Here is a 17,357-nt window from a genome sequence, read left to right as displayed (position 1 = left end):
GACAAGCTATTTCGGTGCCATGCGGATGGCGCCGTCGAGGCGGATGGTTTCGCCGTTCAGCATCTGGTTCTCGACGATGTGCAACGCAAGGGCGGCATATTCGGATGGCTCGCCGAGACGCGACGGGAAAGGCACCGCGGCGCCCAGCGAATCCTGCACCTCCTGCGGCATGCCGGCCACCATCGGTGTCTTGAAGATGCCGGGCGCGATGGTGCAGACCCGGATACCGGAACGGGCAAGGTCGCGCGCCACCGGCAGCGTCATGCCGACGACGCCACCCTTGGAGGCTGAATAGGCGGCCTGGCCGATCTGGCCGTCATAGGCGGCGACAGAAGCGGTGTTGACGATGACACCACGCTCGCCGCCTTGCAGTGGCTCGAGCCTGGCAGCACGGTCGGCGACGAGACGGATCATGTTGAAAGTGCCGATCAAATTGACTTCGATCACCTTGCGGTACTGATCGAGAGGATGGGGACCATCCTTGCCGATCGTCTTCACGCCGATGGCAATGCCGGCGCAATTGACCAGGATACGTGGCTCGCCAAGCTTGGCGGCGACCTCGGCGAGTGCGGCAGTGCCACTGTCGCCGCTGCTGACATCGCATTGGACGGCAATGCCGCCGATCTCGGCCGCAACCTTCGCCGCGCGGTCAATGCCAATGTCGAAGATGGCGACGCGGGCCCCCTTGGCGGCAAGCGCACGCGCCGTTGCCTCGCCAAGACCGGAACCGCCGCCGGTAACGATCGCGATCTGGCCATTCGGGTTCATGGCGTCATCCTTCTAGATGAGAACAGGGACTGATCAGGCGCCAGGTCGGCTCGCAAGGTCAAGCCATCGTTGTGATGTGATCGGCAACCCTGGCCTGATCGGCGTGGCAGACTTCGCCCGAGAGCCTGGCGACCGCGCCCGGCTTGATCTCATGCGACAGCAGCCGGTCGAGATCGACAGGGCGTGGCATCGAAATCTGGCCGCGCGGGATCCTCTTGAAGCCGAGCGGTCCGTAATAAGGCTCGTCACCGACCAGCATGACGGCGGGCGCGCCGGCCTTGGCGGCCGCTTCCAGCGCGATCGCCACCAGCCGGCGGCCGATGCCGAGATTCTTGAAGGCCGGCCGCACCGCAAGCGGTCCGAGCATCAGGGCGCGGCCTGCGCCGGCGGCGATGCGGGTCATGCGCACCGAAGCGACGACGGTATCGCCATCGACGGCGACAAAGGACAGCGACCGCTCGTGCCCTCCGGCCTCGCGGATCTTGTAGGCAGCCAGCACGAAACGGCCCGGCCCGAAGGCTTCGTCATTGATGGCTTCGATCTGGAGGTCATGCGCCGGGGTTTCCGGCAGGTATTTCACGTCGGCAAGGCTCATGGTCTTTGCGTTCCGGTATAGGAGGAAAGGTTTGCTGCAAACGGCAGCATTCGCCAGTCAGCGCTTCATCAAGCGCGGGCGCCCTTTCGTCGTCGGTCAAACCGGATCAAGGCAAAGTCGAACATGCGGATTGTCCGCTAGCATCAATTTCCCGCCGCTGCAATCGCAGGCTTCTTGGGCCAAGCCGTCGCTTGACGGTCTGTTCAGCGCCAGGCGATTCCGCGCGGCCGCCTGGTGTCCTACATACAAGGCAAGCAGGAAAGGAACATGCGATGGGATTGCTGGTCGACGGCAAATGGCAGGACCGCTGGTACGACACCAAGGACAGCGGCGGCAAGTTCGTGCGGGCGCGATCGCATTGGCGCGACTGGATCACCCGCGATGGAGCGCCGGCAGAAGGCCGCAGCCGCGGCTTCAAGGCGGAGCCCGGCCGCTATCACCTCTATGTCTCGCTTGCTTGCCCGTGGGCCCACCGGACGCTGATCTTTCGTGCGCTGAAGAAGCTCGAAGGCATCATATCGGTGTCGGTGGTGCATCATTTCATGGGTGCCAACGGCTGGACGTTCCTGGCCGAGGAGGGCGCCACCGGCGACACGCTCTATGGTCTCGACTTCCTGCACCAGATCTACACCAAGGCCGATCCGGCCTATTCGGGCCGGGTAACGGTGCCGGTGCTGTGGGACAAAAAGGAGCAGACCATCGTCTCCAACGAATCCTCCGAGATCATCCGGATGCTGAATTCAGCCTTCGATGAATGGGGGGACGCCAGCCTCGACTTCTATCCGCAGGCGCTGCGCGGCGAGATCGATGCGATCAACGCGCTGGTCTATCCCTCCGTCAACAACGGCGTCTACCGTGCAGGCTTCGCAACCACGCAAGGCGCCTATGAGGAAGCATTCGGTGAGCTGTTCTCGACGCTCGACATGCTGGAGGATCGCCTCTCGGGACAACGCTATCTGGTCGGCGATCGCATCACCGAGGCCGACTGGCGGCTGTTCACCACGCTGGTGCGCTTCGACCCGGTCTATGTCGGCCATTTCAAATGCAATCTGCGCCGCATCGCCGACTATCCGAACCTGTCGAACTATCTGCGCGACCTCTATCAGGTGCCTGGCGTCGCCCAGACCGTGAACCTGCATCACATCAAGGCGCATTATTACGGCAGCCACGAGACGATCAATCCGACCCGGATCGTGCCGCTTGGTCCTGAACTCGACTATGCCCAACCGCATGACCGGGCGCGGTTCCGCAAGGCGGCCTGATCTACCAGTAAGGCGATGCGGGCTCGCCATCAAAAATCTCGGCGATCCGGCGCAGCGTTGCCGGCGTCGTGCCTTCCGGCAAGCGGTCGAGCGGGAAGAAGCCGGCCTCGGCGATCTCGTGATCCGGCAGCTTCGGCGCGGTCTGGCTGAAGTGCTCGATCAGGTAGAAGCCGACATGGTCGCGGCGGCTGGAGCGGCGGTTGAAATGCATCGACCTCAGCACCGGCGGGGCGTTCAGCGCGATGTTGCCTTCCTCGGCAAGTTCGCGCATCAGCGCCTCGGCAAGCGTCTCGCCGACCTCGACCCCGCCACCGGGGAGCTGCCAGCCCGGAACATAGGTATGGCGAATGAGGAAGACCGAATTGGATGCCTTGTCTTGAACGAGGGCGCGCACGCCAAGCGTCATCGGTCGCCGCAGCACGAAATAGAGATGGAACAGCCTTGCCCTAAGCCCTGCCCAGCCGGTCTGGCGAAAAACGTCTTGCGAGCCTGTCGTCATCGGTAGAGAAACCGTGGGTGGAAAGCGGGAAGCGCGTCGCTTATGAAAGACGGATGTTCAGGCTCGCGCATATTTCCGATGTCCATCTGGGGCCGCTCCCGGATGTATCCTATCGCGATCTCGCCTCCAAGCGCGTGCTCGGTTACGTCAACTGGCAGCGCAACCGCCGCCGCCACATGCATGACGCCGTCATCGACACGATCGTCGCCGACATCAAGGCGAGGAGCCCCGATCACCTCGCCGTCACCGGCGACCTGGTCAATCTGGCGCTCGATGCCGAGATCGAAATGGCCAAACACTGGCTGGAGACGCTGGGATCGCCGCATGACGTTTCGGTCGTTCCGGGAAACCACGACGCCTATGTCCCCGGGGCGTTCGACAAGGTCTGCCGGTCATGGGCGGCGTGGATGAGCGGCGACGGCATCAACACGCCGGTCGACCGCAACGCCTTCCCCTATCTGCGCGAGCGCGGCGATGTCGCACTGATCGGCGTCTCGACGGCGCGCGCCACCGCGCCGTTCATGGCCAACGGTTTCTTCATGGAAGGGCAGGCGGGGCGGCTCGGCAAGATTCTCGACGCGACGGGCCGGCAAGGGCTGTTTCGCGTCATCATGATCCATCATCCGCCGGTGCGCGGCGCGGTCTCGCAGCAAAAACGGCTGTTCGGCATTGCCCGCTTCCACAAGATCATTCGCCGCCATGGCGCCGAGCTCGTCCTGCACGGCCATTCGCACCTGCCGTCGCTGTTCTTCATCGGCACGCGGGGCACCCGGGTTCCGGTGGTCGGCGTCGCCGCCGCCGGCCAGGCGCCGGGCGGCAACCACCCGGCGGCGCAGTACAATCTGTTCGACATCGACGGCGAAAAGGGCAATTGGCGGATCCAGCTTACCCGGCGTGGCCTGACCGGGCCAGCAATACCGCCTTCCGATCTGCAGACGCTGGAACTGGGTGCTCCGGCTGCTACGGCCGCAAGCTGAGGACCATGGCCACGATGCGGTCCCAGAACAAGACGACCGACACCGCCAGCCCGACCAGCGCGCCAGCGGCGATCAGGCCAAGGCCGGACAGGAACGCCGACCAGCCCGCACTGCGCGTCGTCGACCGCAATGGCGGCTCGGCTTCCCGAACGTCGGCGCGTTTCAGGCCGGCGACAGCCGGCTCGACGCCACCTTCCATCATCCTCTGACGCTCGACGACACGTTCGGCGATGTAGCGCGTCACGGAATCGGCAACGGGTTTCATCTCGGTCGATTCGGCAAGCACCACACGGCCGATGCGGGTGTCCCTGAGGAAGCGATAGGTGCGGCGGTCGCGTCCCATCGCGACATGGCTGACGGCGTCGATCCACAGCCGCGGCTGCAAGCCGGACGAGACGACGAAGTCGAAATTGTCCATGTCGGCGGGAACATCGGCAAAAACCGGCGCCAGTTCCGCGGCAAGCAGATCGAGGCGCATGCGATGCGCTTCGCGCATATCGACGACGACGTCGTCACGGTCGGCAAAGGCATTCTTCACATCACGGATGGCGTCGGACAGTGTTTTCGGTGGATCGTTTATCTTCTCGCCTGCTTCCTTCATGGCGTTCGCCTCGCGGGTTTGGTTAACACGGAGTTAACACAGCCGCCGGCAAAATGCACTGGCGAGATCGTTGGCACCAAGGCGTTCCGGAAGGTATCGCCCGACAGAGTCAGCTGGCCGCGGCGGCGAATTTCAGGCGATGTCGCCTGGCGCGCCGGTTGGTGTTGCGGCGAATGATCTCGGCGACGAGATCGGGGGCTTCCTCTGCCAGCATATGGCCGGCCTCCAGCACATGATGCACGTGAAAATGCGCCGGCAGACCATCCGCCTGGGTAAAGGGCAGCACCGTGTCATCGGTTCCCCACACCACCATCACGGGCATGTTCAGCCCTTCGAGGCGGTCGCGCGGGATGACGCCTTGCCGATCGTCCGTGGTCATGGCGGCCGCGATCTCGACAAGCTTCGGCAACTGGCCGGGCCGCTTGCGCATGTCGCAAAGCATGTCGACGTTTTGCTCTGAAGACGGACTGTGGGGGCCGGACATGGCGGCAAGGCAAGCGTGGATCTCGGCTTTGCCGACAGCGCCGGCAAAGCGGCGCAACAGCGGGCCGTTGATCTCGGGGCCAAAGCCGCCCGGTGCCAGAAGCGTCAGCGAGGCCACTTTTCCGGGCTCGGCCAACGCCATCAGCGTCGCCACCGCACCGCCCATCGAGTGGCCGACGAGATGAACGCGCTTCAGCCCACGCGCCGACAGATCGGCGAGAATGGCCTTTGCCGCCACCTTGGCTGGACCGGCCGCGGGAAAATCGAGCGACAGCCCGTGCCCCGGCAGATCATAGGCCAGCGTGCGCGCGGAAGGCGCCAGCGAGGAGACCACTTCGCGCCAGACATCGTGGCAGCCACCGAAACCATGCAGCAGGACTATGGCCTTCGAGCCAACACCCTGTTCAGCGGCATAAAGCGATGAGGACATGAAAGCTGAAGGCTTTGATTTATTTATTATTGGAGGATGCGCGAAATCTAATGTGGCTGAATTGCTCCTTGTCCAGTGCGATAGCCAGTAAAATCTTCGCGATTGGCAGCGGTTGCCAACAGGAAACCCCGAGGCCAATCGACGCTCGGCGATCGGAGCGCATCGTTTCTTTCGAGGCGTGGTGCGTCATGCCACGATCCGGATGTCGATCATGCTAGCTGGCGTTGCCGAGCCCCGCGGCGCGCAAGGCATCGACCAGCCGATCGGTCAGGTCGGCCGGGTATCTCCTGTCGACGAAGGTTGCGCGCGGATTGGCGGCGAAATTCGGAAACTTGGCGGTCAGTTCATCGACCAACTTGCGCGCCTGATTGTCATGGCCAGCGATCTTTGCGCCGATCAGCCGGGCGGCGAGATAGTGCGATTTTGTTGCAGTCGTCCTCAACGCGTTGCTGGCTATGGTGGCCTTGTCCATGTCGCCAAGCATGAATTCGCCGGCGAAGAGTCCGAAATCCCACCATGTCGGATGGCCACTGGAGACATCCACGGCATGGGCCAGAAGCGGTGTTCCGTCGGCGTAGCGGCCGGCGAAAACCAGCCCGTAACCATAGGCGGCGGCCATGGCGACATCGTAGGGATTGAGGTCATAGGCCTTGCGCATCCAGCGCAGCGCCTCGTCGGCATTGCCAAGGCGCGAATAGATGTAGCCATAGGCGCGATGCGCTGAAGGGCTGGTCGGCCCCATCTGCACTGCGCGGTGGGCAAATGTGAGCGCCCTCTCGATCGTCGCATCCGGCGGATAGGCGTAGCGGTCGTTAACGGCCTCGAGGTGCAGCGAGGCGAGTTCGGAATAAACCAGCGATGATTTTGCACCGTTGTTGGCCAGGGTTTCCAGGCAGCGGTAAGCGGCCTCGTGGGTTCTGGCGTTCTGGTCGAGATAGTATCTGCCGTTGAGCAGCAGGCACTGCGTCAGGCCGTTCTGAATGCCGCTTTGCTCGATATAACTGTAGATCGTGCCGGAAGCGGGAAGGGCCGAACTCAGGATACCGGCGATACTGTCCTCGACCGTGGCCGGAGTGCTGTCGTCGGCAGTCAGGTTGCGCGACAAAAGCACCCGTCCAGTTGCCACGCTCTGCAATTCGATCGTGACATCGCCCGCGTCAGGTCCAGGCAGCACCTCGAAGAGGAAGCTGGTTGCAGTGGTAGCCGGATCGGTCGTGTTGACGGCGTCGCGCCCGATGAAATCGATCGTGTCGAAGCCGCTCAGGCCGGCGCGCAGCGATGCGGCGACGCGGTTGCCTTCGGGGCCATCGGCCTTGACGGCGATATAGACGAGCGGCAGCGCTTCACTCATCGGTGACGGCGCGATGCTGCTGGTTTGGCCGGTGGTCTCAGGCGTTGCCGGCATCTCGCCTCCGGCCAGCAAGGCACCATCGCCCTGACGCAGGATGAGAATGCCGAGCATGGCGATGACCAGGGCGATCGCCATCCAGAAGAACTGGAGATGGCGCGCCACCGAGGGGGCTGGTGCGACCGCCGGTGCCAGCAATGCGGCGGCGGGAACAGCGTCTCCCGCGTCGCTGGATCGTTCGGACGGAGCCGCCTCCGTCTGCCCGGCAGGGTTCAGAGTTTCCGGAAGGCGGATCGCGTTGAGCTCATAGGCTGGAACATAGCCGCCGCGTGGAATGGCGATGCGGACGGGCTCGGCGACGCCTTCGTTGGCGAAATAGTGCTGCAGCAGGTCGCGCAACCTGCCCGCCTGCACCCGGACCACGGCATCGGTCGACGGATCGAAATCTCCGTCCTTGCCGAAGACGTCCATGGCGATGGAGAAGCCCTTCAGCCTATCGGCTTCGCCTGCCTGCTCGCGCTCGACAAGATAGCGAAGCAGTTTACGCGCGCGCTCGGATCTCCCGAACGTTTCGCTGGCAAGCAGTCGCTCCAGTGTCTCGCGCACTGCGGGGGCGGCAGGCGTCGCATGCTGCAAGTGTCGATCCTCTCGAAGTCGGCACAGGTTGAGGCACGATCATATCGTTCCCGCACCACCACACAAGTATACACCCATTATGCGATCACGTACCCCACCGGATAATTCAGCGGTGGTTAATGAAGCGAAGGATCGGAACCGATCACCAGATGGGGATGGTCCCGACCTTCGTTCTGGTCGGGCGTCAACCGGCCCTATTGCCGACGATACGGTTGGCGGCGGAGGTCACCGCTTCCAGAGAAGCGGCAACGATGTTGGTGTTGATCCCGGCGCCGAACAGCTTGCCATCAGGATATTCCATCTCGACATAGGAGATGGCCGAGGCGTTCGAGCCGCGCTGCATCGAGTGCTCGGAATAGTCGAGAACCGACATCTCGACGCCGAGATGGCGCGACAATGCATCGACGAAGCCGTCGATCGGACCAGTGCCGGTGCCTGATATCGTCACTTCCTTGCCGTTGTCGAGGATGGTCGCCTCGACCACGCGTCGGCCCTTGACCACGGTGTCCGGATAGGTGTGGTGATCGAGGAATTTCAGCCGCGCGCCGGGCTGGTCGACATAGGTCTCGAGAAAGCGCTCGTAGATGCGACTGGCCGGCACTTCCTTGCCCTCGGCGTCGGTGATCGCCTGGATTTCCTGGCTGAATTCGATCTGCAGGTTGCGCGGCAGGTTGAGGCCGTAATCGGCCTGCAGCACATAGGCGATGCCGCCCTTGCCCGACTGCGAGTTGATGCGGATGATCGCCTCGTAGCTGCGGCCGACATCGGCCGGATCGATCGGCAGATAAGGCACTTCCCACAGGCTCTTGTTGGCCTTTTTCAGCGCCTTCATGCCCTTGTTGATGGCATCCTGGTGCGAGCCGGAAAAGGCCGTGTAGACGAGCTCGCCGACATAGGGGTGGCGCTCGGGGATCTTCAACTGGTTCGAATATTCATAGACGTCCTTCATCCGGTTGATGTCGGAGCAGTCGATCCCCGGATCGACACCTTGCGTGTACATGTTGAGCGCCAAGGTGACGATGTCGACATTGCCGGTGCGCTCGCCATTGCCGAACAGCGTGCCTTCGACGCGGTCGGCGCCGGCCATCAGGCCGAGCTCGGTGGTGGCGACGCCGGTGCCGCGGTCATTGTGCGGATGCAGCGAGATCAGCAGGTTCTCACGGTTGTCGAGATTGCGGCACATCCATTCGATGCGGTCGGCATAGATGTTGGGCGTCGACATCTCGACCGTCGACGGCAGATTGATGATCAGCTTGTTGTCGGGCGTCGGCCTGACGATCTCGGTAACCGCGTTGCAGATCTCCAGCGCCACTTCGAGTTCGGTGCCGGTGAAGCTTTCCGGCGAGTACTCGAAGCGAAAGCCGCCGCCAGCCTTGGCCGCCATGTCGGTGATCATCTTGGCGGCGTCGGTCGCGATGCGCTTGATGCCGCCGATGTCTTTTTCGAAGACGACGCGGCGCTGCAATTCGCTGGTCGAATTGTAGAAATGGACGATCGGGTTGGTGGCGCCCTTGAGCGCCTCGAAGGTGCGGGTGATCAGTTCCGGCCGGCACTGCACCAGCACTTGCAGCGAGACGTCGGCAGGCACGTTGCCCTCTTCGATGCACCAACGGGCAAAATCGAAATCGGTCTGCGATGCGGAGGGGAAACCGATCTCGATCTCCTTGAAGCCCATGTCGAGCAGCAGCGCGAACATGCGCGCCTTGCGATCGTGGCCCATCGGATCGATCAGCGCCTGGTTGCCGTCGCGCAGGTCGACGGAGCACCAGATCGGCGCCTTGTCGATGACCTTCGAGGGCCATGTGCGATCGGTGAGGCCAACGGTCGGATAGGGTTGATATTTGCGGGCCGCATCAGGCATGCCCCGGCTCTTCATGCTCTTTGCGGTGTCCTTGCCGGCTACCGCGGCATCAGGGCGGATTTCTTCTCGTGCGTTCATCGTCTTATTCTCCCGGCGGCCCTCGGATCCGCCTTCAGACGGATTGCTGGCGAGTGGCGCCTTTACCAGATTTTCGTTCGCTTGATGTGAGTGCCAAGGAGCATGCGCTTGCGCGGCGGTTCGACCGCCGGGCGCTCCTTCAGCGAACCCGGCGATCGCCGATAAGGCCGAGAAGAAGCAGGGTGGAAGTGAGCGCGCGCACGGTCTCGCCGGAAAAACCGGTCGGACGGGTAGCGTTGGTGGCGCGCGTGTTCATGGCGGCTCTCATACAGGAGCGGCTCGTGAGAGGCAAGTGGGACCGCATCGCGGGCCAGCGTTTGTCGAGCAATGTCCCCAACGCCGGTGGTCTTCCCCACACGCTGCAAATGCGCCAGACTTGGACGTCGATGGGGCCGCGATGTCCTGTCGTCGGGAGGGGTCATCCATGAATTTCGTGTTCTTCTCGCCGCATTTTCCCACCAACGGCGCCGATTTCTGCGATCGGCTGAAGAAGGCCGGGGCCACGGTGCTCGGCATCGGCGACGCACCCTACGACGCGCTGGACGGCAAACTGAAGGCAGCGCTTTCCGAATACTACCGTGTCGCCGACATGGAGGACTATGAGCCGGTGTTCCGGGCGATGGGTCATTTCATCCACAAATGGGGCCGCATCGACCGTTTTGAATCGCTCAACGAGCATTGGCTGGAGCTGGAAGCCAACATCCGCACCGACTTCAACATCTACGGCACCAAACTCGATTTCGTGAAGAACCTGAAACGCAAGAGCCGCATGCGCGCCTTCTTCCGCAAGAGCGGGGTGGACACCATCGCGCAGCGCAAATGCTCCGACCGAACCGGGGCGATGACCTTCATCCGCCGCGTCGGCTATCCGGTGGTGGTCAAGCCCGACTCCGGCTCAGGCGCCTCGAACACCTTCAAGATCTCCAACGCCAAGGAACTCGACCAGTTCTTCAGGGACAAGCCCGAGGATGTGACCTTCGTCATGGAACAGTTCATCGAGGGGCTGGTGGTGACGTTCGACGGGCTGGTCAACCGCGACGGAGAGGTGGTGCTGGCCGCCAGCCACCGTTACGACCAGAGCGTCATGGAGGTGGTCAACAAGGACCGCCACATGAGCTACACCTGCTTTCCCAGGATCAGCCCGGCCGTCGAGGAGGCTGGCCGCAAGATCCTGAAGGCATTCGACGTGCGCGAGCGCTTCTTCCACATCGAGCTGTTCGAGACCAGGGACGACCGCGTCATCGCGCTGGAGGTCAACATGCGACCGCCCGGCGCCTGGATGACCGATGCGATCAACTACACGTTCGACATCGACGTCTATGCGGCCTGGGCCGACATGGTGGTCAAGGACGCCGCCGGCGGCCCCTACGAAGGCAAGTATTTCACCGCTTACGCCAGCCGCAAGCGCCACCTCCACTATTTGCACAGCCATGAGGACGTGCTAGCGGCGCACCGCGACAAGATCGTCCACCATCAGGCCATCGAAGAGGTTTTCAGCCGCGCCATGGGAAATTACGCCTATCAGATGCGCTCGAAGGACGCGGCGGCGCTGCGCGAGGCGGTCGCCTACATCCACGCGGAAAAGGCGTGAGGCGATGGACATATCCTATCACAAGAATTTCTCGGGCAATCTCGGCCGTGACATGGAATACAAGCGCTATGGCCATGCCGGCCGGCCGGTGGTGGTGTTCCCCACCTCGCAAGGACGGTTCTACCAGTTCGAGGATTCGGGCGGAGTGGGCGCGCTGGCCGAGTTCATCGACACCGGCCGTATCCAGCTATTCACGGTCGACGGCATCGATTCGGAGTCCTTCTTCGACAAGCATTCCGAGGCCGCGCATCGCATCGCCCGTCACGAGGCCTATTTCCGCTATGTGCGCGAGGAGGCACTGCCGGAGTTCCTGTCCACGGCCGCGCAAGCCAATGGCGGGCGCAAGCTGAAGCCACTGTTCTCAGGCTGCTCGATGGGCGCCTATCACTCGTCGAACTTCGTTTTTCGTTTTCCGGAACTGGCCAGCGGCGTCATCGCGCTGTCCGGCGTCTATTCGGCCCGCGACTTCTTCGGCAAGGTGCTGGACGGCGACATCTTCTACAATTCGCCGCTCGACTATCTGCCCGGCATCGTCGACCAGAAGCTGCTTGGCCGCCTGAAGGCGCTGCGGCTGATCTTCTGCTGCGGGCAAGGCGCGTGGGAAGAGCGGATGCTGGTCGAGACGCGCAAGCTGGAACAGATCCTGCGCGACAAGTCCATTCCCGCCTGGGTCGACTATTGGGGCGGCGATGTCAGCCATGACTGGCCGTGGTGGCACAAGCAACTGGTCTATTTCTTCGGCCGCTGGCTTGATGACGACCTGATGCACAGGCTTGACTGATGACCACACCAGAACCCATCCGCCGCTTTGTCGAGGCAACCAATGCAGGCGACACCGAAGCCTTTCTCGACAGCTTTACTGCCGACGCTTTCCTGAGCGACTGGGGGCGATCGTTCCAGGGCCGCGAGCAGATCGCGCGCTGGAACCAGTCGGACAATATCGGCGTGAAGTCCCATCTTCGCATCGTCCGCATCACGGCGGTGGAAGGCAGCTACCGCGTCCACATCGCCGTCACAGGCAACGGCTTCAACGGCGAGGGCGACATGACCTTTACGCTGGACGGCGATCGCATAGCGAGCCTCGTCATCGCCTGACGTTACCCTTCCTGGCACACAGGAAGAGGGACAGCATCCTGTTCCGCTGCCGATCCTCGACGCAGGCCGAGGAAGACGACAAGGGCAGTCATGATGGTGATGGCCGCCAGCACGATCAGCAGCCTGTCGAATGCCGTTTCGTAGGCATGGACCAGAACGGTGGTATTGGTCGCCGGCAAATGTTGCGCCGTTTCACCGAGGCTGCCGGTCACCAGAAACCGCGCCGCCGCGGCCGCATCCCTGGAAGTCGTTCCCTGAGCGGCGAGTTGTGCCGCGGCGAAGCCCGACAGGGTCGCCATGACGATGGCCAGCGCCACGCCCTCGCAAGCGACGCGGGTGGTGTTGAAAATGCCGACCGCCATGCCGGCGCGTTCCCTCGGCACGACGGTGACGGCAAGCCCGTCCATCAGCCCCCAAGGCAGAGCGATGCCGACGCCGATCAACATCAGAGGCGCCACCAGCGCGATGTCGACCGGTGGTGTCAGGCTCAGCCAGCCAAGACCGGCGGCGGCGATGAGTAGGCCCGCGCCGCAGATTGTGGCCGGCGCGACCCAGCGCGCCAGCTGGCCGGCGAGCAGGGGCAGGATCAGCAATGGCCCCGAGAGGCAGATCATCAATTGCCCGGCCTTGATCTCACTCATCCCTTCGATGCCGATGAAGCGGATCGGCAAGAGCACGAGCAGGACGACGAAGCCATAGGCGGGCGCCGCTGCCAGGAACTGGACGCCAACGAAGCGGGGAAAGCGAAACAAAGTGAGATCGAGCATCGGCCGCCGCACACGCCGCTCGACGATCACGAATGCGGCGAAGAAGAGGACGGCCGCTGCAAGCAGGGCGATGACGAGGGGATCGGCCCAACCACTCTGCGGCGCCTGCAAGACACCATAAGTCAGCGAAGCCAGCGCGACGGTGAAAGTGCCGGCTCCCGCCCAGTCGAGGCCGGTCGCATCCGGGTCGCGCGATTCCCTGATGGTGCGCAGGCCCAGCGCCGCGGCCGCGATCGCGAGCGCCGCGACCAGGACAAAGATCGACCGCCAGCCAAATGCGGAGATGAGCAGGCCGGAGGCGATCGGGCCGAAGGCGAGTCCGATGCCGAAACTGGTGCCGAGAAAACTGAAGGCGCGCAGCCGCAGCGGTCCTTCGAATTCCTGGGCAAGCGCCGAGGCGCCGCCGGCGAAGGCCAAGGCACTGCCGATCCCTTGCGCCGCCCTGAACATGTCGAACCAGACGATGTCGGGCGCCAGCATCGCGCCCAGTGATGCAGCGACATAGAGGCAGAGGCCAGAGAGGAAAATCCGCTTGCGGCCGTGGTTGTCGGCCAGCGCTCCGGCCGCCATCAGGCTGGCGCCGAAGGTCAGCATGAAGGCGTTCGTCACCCAGTTGAGCGCGATCGGGCTGCCGCCGAGATCGGCCGCGACGCGGGAGAGCGCGACGGCCGGGCCGGTGAAGGTCAAGGGCATCGTCATCGCGGCAAGGCATACCGACAAGAGCACGAGCCATCTCTCGGCCGAGCCGTTTCTCGTCTTCAAGGTCATGGATTTTCCTATCTGAAGCACAATCCGCCGGCATTCCGCTCAGTGGCAGCGCCGGTCCCAACGACAAGATAGGTCGACGACATTTGCGGAAAAATGGTATTTTATCTCCAGATATACCGGACTGAAACGCTCGAATGGATTGATGCAATGGATCGTCTCAGCGGCCTGATGGCCTTTGCCCGCACCGCCGAGCTCGGCAGTTTCGTCGCCGCCGGCCGAGCACTGGGCATCTCGGCTTCCGCTGTCGGCAAGAGCGTCGCCCGGCTCGAACAGGAGCTTGGGGTGCGGCTCCTGCAGCGCAGCACGCGGCGGATCGGACTGACCGAGGAGGGCGGACTGTTCAACGAGCGGGTGCGCCGCATCCTCGACGACATCGACGATGCCGAGGCGATGCTGTCGCGGACACGCGAGACGCCGCACGGACGGCTGCGCGTCTCGACCCCGATTGTCACCTATCACCTGCTGCTGCCGGTGCTGTCGGAGTTCATGGAGCGCTATCCCGAGATCGAGCTTGATATCGATTTCAACGATCGCATAGTCGACGTGATCGACGAAGGCATCGATGTCGCGATCCGCAGTGGCGAACTGCCCGATTCACGATTGGTGTCGAGACCCGTTGCGCCCTTTCGTATGCTGCTGTGCGCGGCGGCCTCCTACCTCGACCGCCACGGCACTCCCGGCGTGCCGGCGGATCTCATCAGGCATTTCGGCATAAACTTCCGCTTTCTCAACAGCGGCAGGTTGCTCGACTGGCCGTTCATTGCCGGTGGCGCCGAACCGCGGATCCGCTCGAGGCTGACCTGCAACAACATGGAAGCGTTGAAGGGCGCCACCATCGCCGGCCTCGGCATCGGCTGCATGCCCGATTTCCTGGTGCGCGAGGCGCTGCACGACGGCAGGCTGCGCACCGTCCTCGATGATCATGTCGATGGGCGTGGCCAGTTCCGGATGCTGTGGCCCTCCAATCGCCATTTGTCGCCGAAGGTTCGCGTGTTCGTCGATTTCCTTCCTGAGCGGCTTGCTGAAGGGCGGTAGCGCAACCCGGTCGGGCGGCCTTTCACTCCCTCACGTTCCTCGCCACCAGCCGCGCCACGCTCGGGCCGACGAGCAGCACGATCAGGAAGCGTGCCGATTGCAATGCCATGACGAAGGAGATGTCGACGTTGTGCGCGGCGGCGGCGATGATGGCGATGCTGTCCATGCCGCCGGGGCTGGTCGCCAGATAGGCGGTCAGGGGATCGATGCCGAGCAGATGGCTGATCATGAAGGCGAGGCCGCCGCAGAAGGCGATCAAGGCCACGATCGAGGCGATGATCTGTGGCAAGGCGCGTGCCGCATGGCGCAAGATCGGCCGGGTGAAGTTCAGGCCGATCGACCAGCCGACCAAGGCATAGCTGATGGCCAGCAGCCATGGCGGCAACTGCATTTCCACGCCAAGGCCGAGATGGATGATGGAGCCGAGGATGAAGGTGCCGAGGAAGAAGGGGGAGGGCAGCCTGAGCAGTTTTCCCGAAAGGCCGCCAACAAGCGCGATGCCGATGGTGGCGGCGAAGGCATGCGGATCGATCGGCGGAAACCAGATGATGGCGGGGATTTCAACGCCTGACGTGTCGACCCACATCTTGGCAACGAGAGCCGCCGTCATCGAAACGAAGATGACGCGCAGATATTGCATGAAGGCGACGAGGCGCTGGTCGGCGCCGAAGGCACCGGCCATCAGCACCATGGCGGTGGAGGCACCTGGCGACGAGCCCCAGACGGCGGTGCTGCCGGGCAGGATGCGCCAGCGGCTGATCAGCCAACCAAGCAGGCTGGAGGCTGTGATGGTGGCAATCACCACACCGAGGAACAGCGGCCATTCCCGGTAGAAAACGGGAAAGATGCCGGCCGAGATCGAAGCAGCGACGAGGCAGCCGACGACTGCCTGGGCGGCGCCGAACAGAAGCCGCGGCACGCGCACCCTGGCGCCGTTGGTGCCGGCGACGATCGCCGCCAGCATCGGTCCGATCAGCAACGCCGCCGGGAGCGCGGCGAGTTCCAGCGCACCGGCAAACAGCGTCGAGACGATCAGCAGGGCCAGCCATTGCCAGAGCTTGTGCAGGCGCGCCATGCGCTCGATAGCGGGCTGGTCGGGGGGCTGCTCGGCCGAGGAATCCATGTTTTGGTCTTAGACTCGAAGCGGGACGATGCGAACCCCGCCGCGCCGAAAAAGGATGCCTGCGTTGGAGCGGTTCATCGTTTCGCGGAAACGCAGAACCGCGCCATCTCTTTGTCTGGACGCAATTCCCAAGGGAAAGCGCTGTGCGCTCTTCCCGGGAAAACCGTTTCAAACTTTTCCTGGAGTTGCTCTTTATTTTTTCCGAAAACCGGTTTCCACTTTTCGGGCTCTAGCCGGTTTTGCCGTCGGCCAGCCCGAAGCCGCCGACTGGGTGGGTTTCGACCTGGAATTCAAAGCCGGCGATGAACGGCCGCGCCTTGGCGATCGCCGCCTGGACTTCGGGAAGCTGCAGCGAGGCCTTGTGGCTTTCGGCGTCGGTCCACACTTCGGTGACCCAGATCGCATCGGCATCGGCGGGGTCGCGGGCGATGATATAGCTCAGGCAACCCGGCAGGGCACCGGTGCTGGCGCGCAGGAGGTCCATGACCGCGTCACGCTGGCCGCGCGCCGCCCGCATCTTGCCGATCAGTCCGTACATTCCATTGTCTCCCTTCAAGGTTTTCGACAAGAATACGAAGATCGCCAGTATGCAGGCCGCCGCTCAAGGCATCAACTGGCCGCCGTTCACCTCGATCACCTGGCCGGTGATGTAGCCGCTCAGAAGATCGGAAGAGAGGAACAGATAGGCGCCGACGCAATCCTGCGCGGTGCCGGCGCGGCCCTGGGGAATGGTGGCGACCATGCCCCTTATCTGCTCCTCGGTCGAATAGCGCTCATGGAAGGGTGTGAGTATGACGCCCGGCGCCACCGCGTTGACGCGGATGCCGAAGCCGATCAGTTCCTTGGCCATGCCGCGCGTGACATTGGAGACGAACGCCTTGGCCGAACCATACAGCCCGGCGCCGCCGGCAGCGCCGTTGCGGGCGGCGATCGACGAGGTGTTGATGATGAAGCCGCCTTGTTTCTTCAGCCATGGCATCGCCTTGCGCGAGGCCGTCAGCACCGATCGCGCATTGAGGTCCATCACCGCGTCGTAATGCGCTTCGGTCTGCTCGGCATAGGGCACGCGGCCAAGCATGCCGCCGGCGTTGTTGACCAGCCCATCGAGGCGGCCGAAATGCCGCGCGCTGTCCTCGACGACACGTTCGACATCGGCGGGAACGGAAAAGTCACCCTGGACGAGAAACACCTCGCCGCCCTTCTCGGCAATCGTCTTGCCGAGCTTCTCGGCGGCTTCGCGGCTGGAATTGTAGTGCAGCGCCACCCTGGATTTCTGCTCGGCATAGGCCAGCGCGAGTGCCGCCCCGATGCCGGTCGACGCACCGGTGACCAACACCGCCTTGCCGGCAAGATCTGGGATGCTGAGGGTGGTGGTGGCTGGCACGGCTGTTCCTCCGGGATGGTTGCCGTCCTTCGTAGGCCTTTGCCCCCAGGATGTTC

Annotated in this window: 17 protein-coding genes; 6 read left to right on the top strand and 11 right to left on the bottom strand. The window is 63.4% G+C overall.

Translation table 11 applies throughout. From position 1 onward, the window contains the following. Positions 1 to 6: 6 nt before the first annotated feature. On the bottom strand, positions 7 to 768 hold the full coding sequence (locus NR193_RS23715; RefSeq protein WP_256753178.1) for a 3-hydroxyacyl-CoA dehydrogenase: 762 nt from the start codon (positions 766 to 768) through the stop codon (positions 7 to 9). A 58-nt stretch (positions 769 to 826) separates the two neighbouring features. Beyond that, complete coding sequence (locus NR193_RS23710) at positions 827 to 1,363, bottom strand: GNAT family N-acetyltransferase (RefSeq protein ID WP_256753177.1); 537 nt, start codon at positions 1,361 to 1,363, stop codon at positions 827 to 829. Positions 1,364 to 1,635: 272 nt separating this feature from the next. On the opposite strand from NR193_RS23710, the gene NR193_RS23705 reads away from it, so the two are divergent. Beyond that, positions 1,636 to 2,625 carry a glutathione S-transferase family protein gene (locus tag NR193_RS23705; RefSeq protein ID WP_256753176.1) on the top strand — a complete coding sequence of 330 codons (990 nt, stop codon included), beginning with the start codon at positions 1,636 to 1,638 and terminating at the stop codon, positions 2,623 to 2,625. 1 nt (position 2,626) lies between these two features. Here the strand turns inward: NR193_RS23705 and NR193_RS23700 are convergent, their stop codons facing one another. After that, on the bottom strand, positions 2,627 to 3,124 hold the full coding sequence (locus NR193_RS23700; RefSeq protein WP_256753175.1) for an NUDIX domain-containing protein: 498 nt from the start codon (positions 3,122 to 3,124) through the stop codon (positions 2,627 to 2,629). 53 nt (positions 3,125 to 3,177) lie between these two features. Here NR193_RS23700 and NR193_RS23695 point away from each other — a divergent pair, with 53 nt between their 5' ends. After that, positions 3,178 to 4,101, top strand: a complete 924-nt coding sequence (locus tag NR193_RS23695; protein ID WP_256753174.1) for a metallophosphoesterase — start codon at positions 3,178 to 3,180, stop codon at positions 4,099 to 4,101. Here NR193_RS23695 and NR193_RS23690 read toward each other — a convergent pair. The 4 genes from NR193_RS23690 to leuA form a co-directional block, all read right to left on the bottom strand. Continuing rightward, positions 4,085 to 4,702 carry a hypothetical protein gene (locus NR193_RS23690; RefSeq protein ID WP_256753173.1) on the bottom strand — a complete coding sequence of 206 codons (618 nt, stop codon included), beginning with the start codon at positions 4,700 to 4,702 and terminating at the stop codon, positions 4,085 to 4,087. The genes NR193_RS23695 and NR193_RS23690 overlap by 17 nt on opposite strands. A 109-nt stretch (positions 4,703 to 4,811) precedes the next feature. Continuing rightward, positions 4,812 to 5,615, bottom strand: a complete 804-nt coding sequence (locus tag NR193_RS23685; RefSeq protein ID WP_256753172.1) for an alpha/beta fold hydrolase — start codon at positions 5,613 to 5,615, stop codon at positions 4,812 to 4,814. Between the two features lie 214 nt (positions 5,616 to 5,829). Further along, entirely contained in the window at positions 5,830 to 7,599 is a 1,770-nt protein-coding gene (locus NR193_RS23680) for a tetratricopeptide repeat protein (RefSeq protein ID WP_256753171.1), read from the bottom strand. 184 nt (positions 7,600 to 7,783) lie between these two features. After that, complete coding sequence (gene leuA / locus NR193_RS23675) at positions 7,784 to 9,538, bottom strand: 2-isopropylmalate synthase (protein ID WP_256753170.1); 1,755 nt, start codon at positions 9,536 to 9,538, stop codon at positions 7,784 to 7,786. 424 nt (positions 9,539 to 9,962) lie between these two features. Between leuA and NR193_RS23670 the strand changes: the two genes are divergently transcribed. The 3 genes from NR193_RS23670 to NR193_RS23660 are packed head-to-tail and all read left to right on the top strand — an operon-like array spanning position 9,963 to position 12,224. Next, positions 9,963 to 11,129, top strand: coding sequence for an ATP-grasp domain-containing protein (locus NR193_RS23670; protein WP_256753169.1), 1,167 nt, complete (start codon positions 9,963 to 9,965; stop codon positions 11,127 to 11,129). A gap of 4 nt (positions 11,130 to 11,133) precedes the next feature. Then, positions 11,134 to 11,910: an esterase family protein gene (locus NR193_RS23665; RefSeq protein WP_256753168.1), complete on the top strand. Its 777-nt coding sequence runs from the start codon at positions 11,134 to 11,136 to the stop codon at positions 11,908 to 11,910. Further along, the gene (locus NR193_RS23660) at positions 11,910 to 12,224 is read left to right on the top strand and encodes a nuclear transport factor 2 family protein (protein ID WP_256753167.1); all 315 of its coding nucleotides are present in this window, start codon (positions 11,910 to 11,912) and stop codon (positions 12,222 to 12,224) included. Before NR193_RS23665 ends, NR193_RS23660 begins: the two co-directional genes overlap by 1 nt. A 2-nt stretch (positions 12,225 to 12,226) precedes the next feature. Here NR193_RS23660 and NR193_RS23655 read toward each other — a convergent pair whose 3' ends face one another. After that, complete coding sequence (locus NR193_RS23655; RefSeq protein ID WP_256753166.1) at positions 12,227 to 13,759, bottom strand: MFS transporter; 1,533 nt, start codon at positions 13,757 to 13,759, stop codon at positions 12,227 to 12,229. Positions 13,760 to 13,906: 147 nt separating this feature from the next. Between NR193_RS23655 and NR193_RS23650 the strand changes: the two genes are divergently transcribed. Next, positions 13,907 to 14,794, top strand: coding sequence for a LysR family transcriptional regulator (locus tag NR193_RS23650; protein ID WP_256753165.1), 888 nt, complete (start codon positions 13,907 to 13,909; stop codon positions 14,792 to 14,794). A 22-nt stretch (positions 14,795 to 14,816) separates the two neighbouring features. Here NR193_RS23650 and NR193_RS23645 read toward each other — a convergent pair whose 3' ends face one another. From NR193_RS23645 to NR193_RS23635, 3 genes are all read right to left on the bottom strand, one after another. Then, positions 14,817 to 15,917: an AbrB family transcriptional regulator gene (locus tag NR193_RS23645; protein WP_256753164.1), complete on the bottom strand. Its 1,101-nt coding sequence runs from the start codon at positions 15,915 to 15,917 to the stop codon at positions 14,817 to 14,819. A gap of 229 nt (positions 15,918 to 16,146) precedes the next feature. Next, positions 16,147 to 16,455 (bottom strand): putative quinol monooxygenase, encoded by a 309-nt coding sequence (locus NR193_RS23640; RefSeq protein WP_256753163.1) that lies wholly within the window; start codon positions 16,453 to 16,455, stop codon positions 16,147 to 16,149. A gap of 63 nt (positions 16,456 to 16,518) precedes the next feature. Further along, positions 16,519 to 17,301, bottom strand: coding sequence for an SDR family oxidoreductase (locus tag NR193_RS23635; protein ID WP_256753162.1), 783 nt, complete (start codon positions 17,299 to 17,301; stop codon positions 16,519 to 16,521). Positions 17,302 to 17,357: the final 56 nt, after the last annotated feature.

This window comes from Mesorhizobium sp. Mes31, assembly GCF_024519675.1.
Classification (GTDB): Bacteria; Pseudomonadota; Alphaproteobacteria; order Rhizobiales; family Rhizobiaceae; genus Mesorhizobium.
Note: the sequence above shows the minus strand (reverse complement) of the source record. Positions and strands in the feature narration are given on the sequence as shown.